This window comes from Curtobacterium herbarum, assembly GCF_016907335.1.
GTDB classification, from domain to species: domain Bacteria; phylum Actinomycetota; class Actinomycetes; order Actinomycetales; family Microbacteriaceae; genus Curtobacterium; species Curtobacterium herbarum.
The window spans coordinates 369,645-382,465 of sequence record NZ_JAFBBT010000001.1 but is presented as its reverse complement, the minus strand read 5'-3'; the positions used below and the strand labels follow the sequence as shown (position 1 = coordinate 382,465).

Below are 12,821 nucleotides of genomic sequence, written 5' to 3'. Positions count from 1 at the left end.
GGGCGCGGTGTGCACTGACTCAGCCCACCGCTGGCTTCTCCCCCGCCTGCACCGTTAGCCTGACCGACATGACGGACCTCCGCCTCGAAGAACTCTCCGCAGCGACCGCCGCCGCGGCCAACTCGCTGACGCTGAAGCCGGGGCAGGAGCAGTTCGTCCAGCCGACCTCCTACGCGCAGGCCGAGTCGGACGTCAAGCCGAGCGCCTCCTGGCCCCGCGTCGTCCTCGACGGGGACGAGGTCGTCGGCCTCATCATCGGCAGCTTCGACGCCGAGAACGCGCAGGAAGAACTCCGCAGCTGCATCTGGCGCGTCAACGTCGCCGCGAACGCGCAGGGCCGCGGCGTCGGTCGCTTCGCCGTCCACGGCCTGGCGGAAGAGGCCCGGAAGCGCGGCTTCGAGCGCCTCACCGTCGTCTACGAACCGGGCACCGGCAGCCCCGCGGCGTTCTTCGAGGCCATCGGCTTCGCGGTCGTCGGCGAGACGCAGTACGGCGACCACTTCGCAGCGCTGACGCTGTAGTGCCGGAACCGGTCGACTTCGGGGCCGAGGTCGCCGCGGTCGTCCGGGCGATCCCGCCGGCGCACGTCATGACGTACGGCGACGTCGCCGCGGTGCTCGGCTCGCGTGCGTCCCGCGCGGTCGGCAAGGTGATGGCGCACGAGGGCGCCGACCTGCCGTGGTGGCGGGTCGTGCGTGCCGGCGGGCTGCCGCCGGTGCGCCACGAGGCGCGTGCCCTCGAGCGGTACCGCGTCGAGGGGACGCCGCTGCGGTGGTCGCGGGACGGTGCGTCCTGGAGGCTCGACATGCCCCGGGCGCGCTGGTCAGGACCCGAGGACGGCTGGCCCGCGGACGGCTGGCCAGAAGACGGTCGGCCAGACGACGGTCGGCCAGACGACGGCCTGCCGGCGGGCTAGCTGTGATGTCCAGGGACGTTGTGTCGTCAGCCGGTCGTTGACGCGTTGATCGAAGAAGGCCTCCCGGTGGTGGAGTGGAGCTGTCTAAGGAACCGCTTCACCGACCAGGAGGCCTTCGTGTCCCACGCTAACGCTGCGCTGACCCCGCGTGCCCGTCTTCGCCTCGCGAAGCTGATCGTCGAGGGCAGTTGGCCCGCGACCATGGCGGCGAAACTGTTCATGGTGTCTCCAGTCACAGCCCGGAAATGGGCTGCCCGGTATCGAGCCGAGGGTGCTGCGGGAATGACGGATCGATCCAGCCGCCCGCACCGGATACCAGCGAAGACGCCGCCGGAACTGGTCAAGCAGATCGTGAAGGCGAGGTGGCGGCGCCGCCTCGGGCCGGTGCAGATCGGCGGTGAGCTGGGCCTGCCGGCGTCGACGGTGCATGCGGTCCTGGTGCGGTGCCGCATCAACCGGCTGTCACACATCGATCGGATCACCGGTGAGCCGATCCGCCGCTACGAACATGACAAGCCCGGTGCGATGATCCACGTGGACGTGACGAAGTTCGGCAACATCCCTGACGGTGGTGGCTGGCGGTTCGTTGGGCGGCAGCAGGGCGACCGGAACCGGGCAGCGACACCGGACAAACCACGATCAGCAACCAGAGGACCGTTGATCGGTCGGGCGTTCGTGCACACCGTCATCGACGACCACTCCCGCGTCGCCTACGCGGAGATCCACACCGACGAGAAAGCGATCACCGCGATCGGTGTCCTGCAACGAGCTGTTGCCTGGTTCACCGATCGCGGCGTCACGGTCGAGCGGGTGCTCTCCGACAACGGATCCGCCTACACGTCCCACGCCTGGGCCGACGCATGCTCCGTGCTCGGGATCACACCGAAGAAAACTCGCCCGTACCGGCCGCAGACGAACGGGAAGATCGAGCGGTTCCACCGCACCCTCGGCGAGGGCTGGGCATACGCCCGCTTCTACAGCTCAGAGACCGAACGCCGAGCGGCACTCCCCGGCTGGCTCCACTTCTACAATCACCACAGAACCCACTCCGCCATCGGAGCGCCACCCATCAGCAGACTCAACAACCTGCCTGGACACCACAGCTAGCGCTTCCGCGCGGTCGTCGCCGCCGCGCCGGGCAGCAGGTCGAACCGGGTGCCCTTCGGGTTCGACGGCAGCAGGAACATCACGAACAGCACGAGCGACCCGATGCCCGGCAGCACGTGCAGGAACTGCCAGAAGCCGGACCGGTTCGCGTCGTGCAGTCGTCGCGCGCCCAGGGCGAGCCCACCGATCAGGGTGACGACCGCCCACAGCACGAACAGGTACGAGCCGACCGGGTTCTCCAGCAGCGGGGCGTCCGGGGTGAACGCCTGCGGCACGAGCTGCAGCACCAGGCCGATCGCGAACGAGGTCAGCCACCACCACCAGAACTCGGAGCGCGACGCCCGCCCGGTGAACACGGTGTACTTCCGCCAGAACCGTCGGACGGCCTCCGTGAAGGGTGCCCCGACGAACGGGTCGCGCAGCGCGACACCGCCCGGCTGCACGTCGTCCGACTGTCCGTCGTTGTGGCTCATCCCCCAAGCATCGCACCCCGGAACACACATCGCGCCCCGTCGGGACGGGGCGCGATGTGCATACGGCAGCGAGGACGGACTAGACCAGCGAGTCCCGCCAGGCGGCGTGCAGCTGGGCGAACCGGCCGGTGCCCGCGATGAGGTCGGCGGGCGTGCCGTCCTCCACGATCCGGCCGTACTCCATCACGAGCACCCGGTGGGCGATCGCGACCGTGGACAGGCGGTGCGCGATGATCACGGCGGTGCGGTCGGCGAGCAGGGTCTCGAGACCCTCCTGCACCAGGCGCTCCGACGGGATGTCGAGCGACGCCGTGGCCTCGTCGAGGATGAGCACCTTCGGGTCGGCGAGGAACGCCCGGGCGAACGACAGCAGCTGCCGCTGACCCGCCGACACGCGGCCGCCCCGTTTGTTCACGTCGGTGTCGTAGCCGTCCGGCAGCGCCATGATGAACTCGTGCGCGCCGACGGCCTTCGCCGCCGACTCGATCTCCGCACGCGACGCCCCCGGTCGGCCGAGCTCGATGTTGTCCGCGACCGAACCGGAGAACAGGTACGCCTCCTGCGTCACCATGACGATGGCGCGGCGCATGTCCTTCGGGTCGAGGTCCCGCAGGTCGATGCCGTCGAGCGTCACCGTGCCCGAGGTCGGATCGTAGAACCGGGCCATCAGCTTCGCGAGCGTCGACTTGCCGGCACCCGTGGACCCGACGAGCGCGATCGTCTGGCCGGACGGGATGTGCAGGTCGAACTCCGGCAGCACCACCCGGTCGGCCGTGTACGCGAACTCCACGTGGTCGAAGTCGATCCGGCCCCGGGCGTCCGGCAGCTTCGTCGGCTTCGCGGGGTCCGGCACGCTCGGCCGCTCCTCGAGGACGCCGGAGATCTTCTCCATCGCCGCCGACGCCGACTGGTAGCTGTTGTAGAACATCGCGAGTTCCTGCGCCGGGTCGAAGAACCGCTTGGCGTACAGCGCGACCGCGAGCAGCGCACCGATCTCCAGCGATCCGCTGACGACGCGGAAGCCGCCGACCACGACGACGGCCGCCAGGGTCGCGTTGCCGATGAGGACCAGGCCCGGGTCGAAGATCCCGAACAGGTTGAACACGCGGGCGTTGGCCTGCCGGTTCAGCTCGACCTGCTCGCCGTACTCGGTCTCGTTGCGGGACTCCTTCCGGAACGCCTGCACCGCCCGGATGCCCGTCATCGTCTCGACGAAGTGCACGATCACGCGGGCACTCGTCGTCCGGGTGGAGCGGAACAGCTGCGACGAACGCTGCTGGAACCACCGCGTCAGGAACCACAGCGGCACCAGGGCGATCGCGAGCACCAGGCCCGAGGTCGGGTCGAGGAACACGAGCGCCACCGCGGTGAACACCATGTACAGCACGCCCTGGATGAGCTGGTTCAACCCGGAGTCGAGCAGTTCGCGGATGGAGTCCAGGTCGCTCGTCTGCCGCGAGATGATCCGCCCGGACGTGTAGGTCTCGTGGAACTCCAGCGACAGCCGCTGCGTGTGCAGGAACACCCGCTTGCGGAGGTCGAAGAGGATCGCCTGGCTGATCCGCGCCGCCAGCACCGTGTACCAGGCGGTGAGGACCGCACCGACGACCGCGATCGTGATGTACAGCCCGACGACCAGGAACGCCGGCATCCAGTCGTCCCGGTCGAGCACGGCGGGCAGGGCGTTGTCGATGCCCCAGGCGATCAGCGTCGGGCCGGCGACCTGCCCGCCGGTGGAGAGCACCACGACGACGGCGATGCCCCACAGCCGGGCCTTGAGCGGTGCCGCGAGCGAGCTGAGCAGCGACAGCGAACGACCGCGGAGGCGACGGCTCTCGGCCTTCGTGAAGTCCTCGCGCTCCTCGCCGCGTGTCCCGTGCACGGTGATGGACGCGGTGACCGGGGCTGCTGCCTCGGCCGCCTGCGTGCCGGTGCCGACCTGCGCGATCGGCACCGAACCCCCCGGCTCCTGATCGACGGTCACGGGCCGGTCCTGGTCGGTCTCGTTGCTCATGCCATCGCCTCCTCTCGGTCCTCGGCGTCGTCGTCGTCGAGCGACGAGATGACGAAGCGGTAGTGCTCGTTGGTGGCCATCAGCTCCGAGTGGGTGCCGACGGCGGTGACGCGCCCGTTCTCCATGAGTGCCACGCGGTCGGCGAGGGTCACGGTGGACGGACGGTGGGCGACGATCAGCGAGGTCGTCTCGGCGAGGACCCGGCGGAGCCCGGCCTCGACGCGCGCCTCGGTGTCGACGTCGAGCGCGGACAGCGGGTCATCGAGGACGAGCACGCTGGGCCGCGCGGCGATCGCCCGGGCGAGTGCCAGACGCTGCCGCTGGCCGCCGGAGAGGGACAGCCCCTCTTCGCCGACGCGGGTGTCGACGCCGTCCGGCAGGTCGTCGACGAAGGACGCCTGCGCGATGTCGAGCGCCTCACGCATCACGCGGTCGGCCTCGGCACCGGACAGGTCCGGCCGACCGAGCAGGACGTTGTCGCGGACGCTGGACGAGAAGAGCGTGGCGTCCTCGAACGCGACCCCGACGTGGCGGCGGAGTTCGGCGCGGGTGAGGTCGCGGACGTCGACACCGTCGATCGTGACCGATCCCCCGGTCACGTCGTACAGCCGCGGGACGAGTGAGAGCAGCGTCGTCTTGCCGGACCCGGTGAGCCCGACGAGCGCCATCGTCTCGCCCGGCCGCAGCTGCAGCTCGACGCCGTTCACCAGGTCGGGGAACTGCGGCGGGGAGTCCTGGTAACGGAAGTGCGTCGCGTTGAACGACAGCGCTCCGTGCGGCTCGGCGATGGTCTTCGGCGCTGCCGGGTCGGTGATCGTGTTCTCGGAGTCCATGACCTCGAAGAACCGGTCGACGGCGGTGCGGGTGTCGAACGTCATCGACAGGAAGAAGCCGATCGACTCGATCGGGAACCGCAGCACGGTCGCCGTCGCGAAGAACGCGAACAGCTGGCCGACGCTCAGTTCCCCCTGGCTGGCGAGCCAGATGCCGGCGAGCAGACAGAGCGCGAACGCCACGTCCGGCACGAGCAGCAGCCAGAACCAGATCGCGGCGATCGCCTTCGCCTTCTCGATCTCGGTGCCGCGCAGCTGTTCGGCCTGCTCGGCGAACTCGTCGAGCTTGTACCGGCCGCGACCGAACGCCTTGAGCACGCGGATGCCGTGCACCGACTGTTCGACGCTGGTGGCCAGGTCGCCGACCTGGTCCTGGCTGCGGCGGGCGACGATCGAGTACTTCCGCTCGAACAGGACGCTGTTCACCCAGACCGGGATCGAGGCGACCAGGAAGATCAGGCCGAGCTGCCACCCGAAGGTGAACAGCACGCCGAAGCCGATGACGATCGTCACGACGTTGACGACGAGCAGCACGATGCCGAAGGCCAACCAGCGGCGGATCAGCGACAGGTCGGACACCGAGCGGGACAGCAGCTGCCCGGACTCCCAGCGGTCGTGGAACGCGACGGGCAGGTCCTGCAGCTTGGCGTACAGCGCGTTGCGCATGCTCGCCTCGATCCGGGTCGACGGCCGCATGACCATCTTCCGGCGGGAGGCGATGAAGAACGCCTCGAGGATGCCGAGCGCCAGCACGCCGAGTCCGGCGGGCCAGATGCGGCTGCCGTCACCGGACGCGAGCGGTCCGTCGACGAGTGCCTGCAGCACGTAGGGGATGACGAGCGCGACGACGGAGGCGCCGAGCGCCGCCAGCATGCCGCCGAAGAGCCGCCATCGGTACGGCTTGACGTAGGGCCAGATGCGCGCGATCGCGCGGGCGGTGGATGGGCGCGCCGGTGTCGGCGCCGGTTCCCGGTGGGGTACCTGGGACATGCGTGTGCGTCCTCGTGCTTCGTACGGGCGCCGGTGCGGTCAGGTTGCGGCTGACCGGACGGGAGGCCCGGGGTGCGTTGCGTGGTCTGGTCGGCTCGTTCCCCGCTCGGGGTCCACCGCGGAGACGCGATGACCCTCGGGTTGCGCCGACGCCGCTGGTACGGCGTCGCCCGTGGGGCGGGTGGGGCCGGTCGTGCGCCTAGGCGGACGGCGGTGTCGGGACGCCGGGAGCGGCCGTGCCGATGGACGTCGATCGCGTCCGGGCAGCCGTTGCGGTGGTGCCGGTCGTCGTGTCCATCGTCACTCCAGTCTCGTCGTCGTCACCGTCGTGCCCGCGGTGCTGCCGACTCGAGAAGCCGTCAGCGATGAGGTCGCGGAGCCTTGCAGACTATCGGCACGGACTCCCAGGGCGCAACCAGGATCGCGTGCTGGTCGCACCCCGGTCGACACGGGGTCGGACTGGACTCAGTGGAAGAAGTGGCGTTCGCCGGTGAGGTACATCGTCACGCCGGCAGCCGTCGCCGCCTGGATGACCTCGTCGTCGCGGAGGCTGCCACCGGGCTGGGCGACCGCGCGGACGCCCGCGTCGAGGAGCACCTGCAGGCCGTCGGCGAACGGGAAGAACGCGTCCGAGGCCGCGACCGAACCGGCGGCACGGTCCCCGGCCCGGTTCACCGCGAGGTGGCACGAGTCGACCCGGTTGACCTGCCCCATGCCGACGCCGACGCTCGCGCCCTGGTTCGCCAGGAGGATCGCGTTCGACTTCACCGCGCGGCTGGCCTTCCACGCGAACGCCAGGTCCGCCAGGGTCTGCTCGTCGGCGGGCTCGCCGGAGACCAGCGTCCAGCTCGACTGGTCGAACGTCGTGAAGCGGTCGGCGTCCTGCACCAGGAACCCGCCGGAGATCTGCTTGACCTCCTGCGCGGCGAGCGCGAAGTCCCCCGGCAGCGTGAGCAGGCGGATGTTCTTCTTCCGGGACAGGACCTCGAGCGCGTCCGGGTCGAAGGCGGGGGCGACGACGACCTCGGTGAAGATGTCGGCGATGGTCTCGGCCATCCCGCGGGTCACCGTCCGGTTCGCCGCGATGACGCCGCCGAAGGCCGACAGGGGGTCGCACGCGTGGGCGGCGGCGTGCGCCGAGGCGATCGGGTCACCGGCGTCGGGGGCGGCGACCGCGATGCCGCAGGGGTTGGCGTGCTTGATGATCGCGACGGCCGGCTCGGTGAAGTCGTACGCGGCACGGACCGCGGCATCGGCGTCGACGTAGTTGTTGTACGACATCTCCTTGCCGTGCAGCTGCGTCGCCTGGGCGATCCCGGTGCCGCTCGTGCTCGTGTAGAGCGCGGCGGCCTGGTGGGCGTTCTCGCCGTAGCGGAGGGTCGTGGCGTGGTCCGCGGAGAACGTGAGGTGCTCCGGGAACGCGCTCGGGGCCTCCAGGCCGGTGTCCGTGGACGGACCGGACGCGGAGGACGGTGCCGCGGTGTCGGTCGGGACGACGACCTCGGACGCGAAGTAGCTGGCCACCGCGGTGTCGTACGCCGCGGTGTGGCCGAAGGCCTGCGCCGCGAGACGCTTGCGCAGCTCGAGCGTCGTGCCGCCGGCGCGGACGGCCTCGACAACCTCGGCGTAGGACGACGGGGACACCACGATCGCGACGTTCGGGTGGTTCTTCGCCGACGCACGGACCATCGCCGGGCCGCCGATGTCGACGTTCTCGACCACGGTGGCGGTGTCCGCGCCCGAGGCGACCGTCTCGACGAACGGGTACAGGTTGACGACGACGAGCTCGAACGGGGCGATGCCGAGGTCGGCGAGCTGCTGCTCGTGCGACGCGAGCCGCAGGTCCGCGAGGAGCCCCGCGTGCACGGCCGGGTGCAGGGTCTTCACGCGCCCGTCGAGCGACTCCGGGAAGCCGGTGACGCTCGCGACGTCCGTGACGGCGTACCCGGCGTCGCGGATGGTCTGGGCGGTGGAGCCCGTCGAGACGAGTTCGACACCGCTGTCGGCGAGCGCACCGGCGAGCTCGAGCAGCCCCGACTTGTCACTCACCGAGATGAGGGCTCGGCGCACGGGCACGACGTCCCGGTCGCGGTACAGGCTGGGGTCGGCGGCGTGCACGCTCATGCGGGGGTGGTGCCCTTCAGGTCGATGTGTCCGTTGGCGATGTCGAGGACGGTCTGGATGAGCAGCCGGCGTTCGACGGGCTTGATGCGGTCGTGCAGCGTCGACTCGGTGTCGCCGGGCAGGACCGGGATGCGCTCCTGCGCCAGGATCGGACCGCTGTCGACACCGTCGTCGACCGCGATGACGCTCGCGCCGGTCTCGGTGACGCCGGCGGCCAGGGCGTCCCGGACGCCGTGCGCCCCGGGGAACTCCGGCAGGTAGGCGGGGTGGGTGTTGATGACCGCGGGACCGAACTCGGCGACCACCGCGGGCGGCAGGAGACGCATCAGCCCGGAGAGGACCAGGAGGTCCGGCGTCCACGGGCGGATCTGCTCGGCGAGCGCGGCGCCCCACTCGGCGCGGGTGGCGTACCGGGTGAACGGGACCGTGAAGGTCGGGATCGAGTACTCCTCGCCGAGCTGGAGGCCCTCGGCGTCACGGTCGGCCCCGATCGCGACGACGCGGGCGGGGTACTCGGCATCACGGGTCGCCTCGAGCAGGGCTCGGAGGTTCGACCCGGTACCGGAGATCAGGACGACCAGTTCGAGCACGGTGACAAGCCTAGCGGGGCGGCCGCTGCGGCTCGTGTCCGGTCGGCAGACCTCCGTCCCGAAGCAGGCATTTCGGTATGTGATGTACGTATTCTTGCTGTTCAGAACCTGGAGTGTGTAGTTTGCGATCCCTGGGGACGACCGCGTCCTCGACCGACCGATCGGAGACACCTTGCCCTTCCTGACCACGCGCCGCACGAGCGTCGGCCTCACCGCCGCTGCACTCGTCGCCGGGGCCCTCGTGGCCCCCCAGTCCGCCGGCGCCACCACCGCCGACCCCGTCCTCACGGAGCTGCAGACGCTGGCAGGAGCGCAATCCGCTGCGGAGATCGAACAGATCGTCGACACCGGTCGGATGATCGCCACCTACACCGACGGCACCTCATCGACCATCGTCGCGGCCGTGGAACTCGAGCCGGGCTCTCGCGCGCTGTCCTTCGTCGCACCGGGTTGCAGCGCCGACAGCCTGTGCATGATCAACACGAGCAACTCCCCGACCGCGTACACCGGCGTGGGATCACGCACCGGGTCCTGGAAGCGCATCACGAGCGCGGCAGCCCGAGGCCGGAGTGCGCGCTTCACCTGGGGCGGCGGGGCGCTCACCGTCGGTGCTGGGCAGATCAACTACTTCGGCTCACCCGTCACGATGACGAAGATCAGCAGGTGACGTGCTGACCCGGGTCTGGACGACCGGTTCGAGCAGGTGACGAGCCGATGCGAAGCCGGGCAGGCCCGAGACGCACGTGCGCCTCGAGCCTGCCCGGCTGTGCTCCCCGCGGGGTGCGCCCGGACGGGTCAGAACCACCAGGTCGTCGTGTCGGCCACCGAGGTCGTGCCGTCGAGGGTCTGGACCGCGGACTGCGGGTTCGCACCGGCACGGAAGCGGACCGGGACACTCGCGATGCCGAAACGGTCCGCCACCCCCGAGGTCGTGACGCCGTTCGTCGTGACCTGGACGGTCGCGCCCGGCAGCGCCTGGTACCGGAGGACCTGGTCGTACCGGCCGGCGAGTGCGTCGGCGGAGTAGCGGTCGATCTGGCGCTCGGTGGACTGCTCGATCGGCTTCGGGACGGTGGCGGTGCCGAACGCGACGCGGACCGGGACGACCGGGCCGCCGCCACGCGTGGTGATGCCGAGGTCCTCCACGTCGAGGCCGGTGCCGTGGAGCACGAAGTTCACGGGCCGCGCCCCGGAGGCGAACTGCCCGTCCACGACGTCGCCCCCGCGGAGGAGCTCGAGGTCGGCGAAACGGTCCACGGTGACGGTCAGGACCACGGCGTCACGGTCGACGCGGTAGGAGACGTCCGTGATCGGGGAGCGCGCGTCGGACGCGGAAGAGGAGGCGCTGGCGGCGCTGGCGGCCGGGGCAGCCTGCGCGGCCACGGGGGCGAGCACCAGACCTGCGCCGACGAGGGCGGTGGCACTGGCGACGACGAGACGAGAGCGGTTCATGGCGGTGTCCTGTTCTGGAGGTGACGACTCTGATCGAGCCGTAGCGATCCTCCAGAACCGCTCTGACAACATCCGGTATGTGATGTTGTCCGACGGTCAGGCTCCGTCGTCGTCCTTCGGCTTCCGCCACCAGGGCAGCTCGTCCTCGGGGATCTGGTCCGTCGAGTCCCAGGCCGCCGACCGCGGCGCCGGTCGCGCCGGCGGTGCCGGATCGACGTCGTCGCGACCGGCGACGAACTCCTCGGTGCTCCACGGGAAGGCTGGCTGTTCGTCCGTGCGCGGGACGGGAGGCCCCTGCCGCCCTTCCGCAGGACCTGCTGCGACGTCCGCGGACGCCGGGTCCGCCACCCGCGGCGTCGATCGCCCGGCGGTGCCGGCGCCGCCGCCGTCCGCGGCGCTCCCGGCGCTCCCGGCGCTCCCGGCGCTCCCGGCACGGTGGCGCAGGTCGTCCGCACGGTCACGCAGGTCTCCGGCCCGGTTCCTGGCACCGGACGCCGCAGCCCGGAGGCGTGCCCGGACGCTGCCGACGGCCTCGCCGGCCCGGGCGCCCAGTCCGTGTTCGTGGCGGTCGCTCGCCGCGGTTCCGGCCCGGTCGTCGAGCCGCTCGGCGGCGACGGCGTCGGCGCGCGCCCAGTCGGGGAGGTCGACGTCGGTGACGGCGGGCTGGACGCGGTCGGGCTCGGGCTCGGACGGCTGCGGGACGTCGGGCACGTCGGGCTTCGCGGCCGTGCCGAGCTTCCCGGACGTGCCGGATTCCGGTTCGCGTCGATCGCGGTCCGCATCGGCCGCGTGCGCCTTCGTCACCGGGTCGTGTTGCTCGTCGACCGAGAAGCGGTGGACGTCGGTGGTCCGCCCGGCTCCGGCGGAGTCGAGCGCGGCGATCAACGAGCCGTGCTCCTCGGTCGCATCGGCCGCGGCGAGGTCGCCCTCGGCCTCGTGCCACCGTTCGCCGATCCACGAGCGTTCGGGCAGCCGGACCAGGTCGCTGCCGATCGCGAGCGCGACGACGGCGGGCAGGCCGATCTCGAGCGCGGCGAAGGCGCCGACCGACCAGACGTGCGGACCGACCTCGGCGAGACGCCCGGGCCCGACGGAGCCCGACGACAGCCAGGCGAGCCCGCCGATGACGCCCCCGGCGACGAGTCCGGTCACCACCCCGCCGAGCGCCCGGTACAGCGCCGAGTCGGCCGTGCCGAGCAACCGCACCAGGCGCGGCCGCATCAGCCCGCCGACCGCGAAGCCCGCGACGACGGGGACCAGGATCCAGGCCAGGCCGAACGTGTGCCCGGAGGTCGGCAGCGCCCCGAGGACGGGGATCGCCGGCACCGGGCCGAGTGCGGTGCCGATCGGCGACACGGCCGAGCCGGTGCCGATCGCGAAGCCCGGGCCGACGAGCCAGGCCGTGGCCCAGGCGACGAAGTCGGGGATGAACGCGAGCTGCCCGACGGTCAGGGCGAAGCCGCCGACCAGTCCGGCGTGCGAGCGCTCGTAGAGGGTGATGACCTCGGCGAAGGACACCAGCAGCACGAGGCCGACGAGCACCGCGGCGACCGCCACGACACACGCCGTCGCGACCGTGCCCGCGCGGAGGCCGAAGCCGACGACGACCCGCCACACGCTGGGGATCCGGTCGACCAGGGTGACGATCTGCGCGGTGACGGGGTCGGCGGCGAGGCCTCGGCGTCGGCGGCAGACCTCGGCGGCGACGATCGCCGGGATCCCGAACCAGAGCGCCGGGGAGACGACGGCCTGCCAGACGGTGGGGTGTGTGGCCGCGCTGGTCGAACTCAGTGCCACCAGGAGTCCGAGGACGGCGACGGCAGCGGTGCCGACCAGGATGCCGGTCACACGGTGCTCGGTCTCGGCGAACCGACGTCCGGCGCGGGCCCCCAGCCAGGCGGTGACGACGGCGAACCCGAGGGCGGCGACGCTCACCCCGATCGGCGCGGAGGCCCCGGACAGCCCGGTCGCCTTCGCGGCGGCGGCACCGAGGCTGAACGACACGTCGACGCCGTGCCCGATCAGCCAGACGTTGCCGGCGGCGGTCCAGAACACGTCCCAGTCGACCTGCAGCCCGTACTCGAACGCCCACAGCAGGGTGAGCGGGACGAGCGCGATGCCCACGCCGACGCCCACCGTCACGATCGCTTCGATCACGGCGAGCAGCGCGGTTCCCAGGCGGTTCATCGCAGCGAGGATACGGCCGCCACCTCCGCGCTCGCGGGTGCCGCGCGGCTCCGGCGGAACACCGGTGTTCGTCGGTCGCATCGCGTCCGGACGCGGCGCGATCGACGAACACCGGTGTCGTGCACGGCGCGGCCA

General features: G+C 71.4%; 11 protein-coding genes. 4 read left to right on the top strand and 7 right to left on the bottom strand.

What is annotated here, in order from left to right:
• The first annotated feature begins 68 nt into the window (after positions 1-68).
• The 3 genes from JOD51_RS01940 (at position 69) to JOD51_RS01930 (ending at position 2,023) form a co-directional block, all read left to right on the top strand.
• Positions 69-521 (top strand): GNAT family N-acetyltransferase, encoded by a 453-nt coding sequence (locus JOD51_RS01940; protein WP_204606800.1) that lies wholly within the window; start codon positions 69-71, stop codon positions 519-521.
• On the top strand, positions 521-916 hold the full coding sequence (locus JOD51_RS01935) for an MGMT family protein (protein ID WP_204606799.1): 396 nt from the start codon (positions 521-523) through the stop codon (positions 914-916). Before JOD51_RS01940 ends, JOD51_RS01935 begins: the two co-directional genes overlap by 1 nt.
• A 117-nt stretch (positions 917-1,033) precedes the next feature.
• Positions 1,034-2,023: an IS481 family transposase gene (locus JOD51_RS01930; protein WP_204610695.1), complete on the top strand. Its 990-nt coding sequence runs from the start codon at positions 1,034-1,036 to the stop codon at positions 2,021-2,023.
• On the opposite strand, the gene JOD51_RS01925 is transcribed toward JOD51_RS01930, so the two are convergent.
• From JOD51_RS01925 to purN, 5 genes are all read right to left on the bottom strand, one after another.
• The gene (locus JOD51_RS01925; protein ID WP_204606798.1) at positions 2,020-2,496 is read right to left on the bottom strand and encodes a DUF805 domain-containing protein; all 477 of its coding nucleotides are present in this window, start codon (positions 2,494-2,496) and stop codon (positions 2,020-2,022) included. The two genes, JOD51_RS01930 and JOD51_RS01925, sit on opposite strands and share 4 nt — an antisense overlap.
• 79 nt (positions 2,497-2,575) lie before the next feature.
• Positions 2,576-4,384: an ABC transporter ATP-binding protein gene (locus JOD51_RS01920; protein WP_259558643.1), complete on the bottom strand. Its 1,809-nt coding sequence runs from the start codon at positions 4,382-4,384 to the stop codon at positions 2,576-2,578.
• A 122-nt stretch (positions 4,385-4,506) separates the two neighbouring features.
• Positions 4,507-6,333, bottom strand: coding sequence for an ABC transporter ATP-binding protein (locus tag JOD51_RS01915; RefSeq protein WP_204606796.1), 1,827 nt, complete (start codon positions 6,331-6,333; stop codon positions 4,507-4,509).
• Positions 6,334-6,798: 465 nt separating this feature from the next.
• Entirely contained in the window at positions 6,799-8,457 is a 1,659-nt protein-coding gene (purH, locus tag JOD51_RS01910) for a bifunctional phosphoribosylaminoimidazolecarboxamide formyltransferase/IMP cyclohydrolase (RefSeq protein ID WP_204606795.1), read from the bottom strand.
• Positions 8,454-9,047 (bottom strand): phosphoribosylglycinamide formyltransferase, encoded by a 594-nt coding sequence (purN, locus tag JOD51_RS01905; RefSeq protein WP_204606794.1) that lies wholly within the window; start codon positions 9,045-9,047, stop codon positions 8,454-8,456. Before purN ends, purH begins: the two co-directional genes overlap by 4 nt.
• Before the next feature lie 172 nt (positions 9,048-9,219).
• On the opposite strand from purN, the gene JOD51_RS01900 reads away from it, so the two are divergent.
• Entirely contained in the window at positions 9,220-9,714 is a 495-nt protein-coding gene (locus tag JOD51_RS01900) for a hypothetical protein (protein WP_204606793.1), read from the top strand.
• A gap of 128 nt (positions 9,715-9,842) precedes the next feature.
• On the opposite strand, the gene JOD51_RS01895 is transcribed toward JOD51_RS01900, so the two are convergent.
• A complete protein-coding gene (locus tag JOD51_RS01895; RefSeq protein WP_204606792.1) occupies positions 9,843-10,499 on the bottom strand; it encodes a hypothetical protein in 657 nt (218 codons plus the stop codon).
• A gap of 96 nt (positions 10,500-10,595) precedes the next feature.
• Positions 10,596-12,686 (bottom strand): cell division protein PerM, encoded by a 2,091-nt coding sequence (locus tag JOD51_RS01890; RefSeq protein ID WP_204606791.1) that lies wholly within the window; start codon positions 12,684-12,686, stop codon positions 10,596-10,598.
• Positions 12,687-12,821 lie beyond the last annotated feature (135 nt).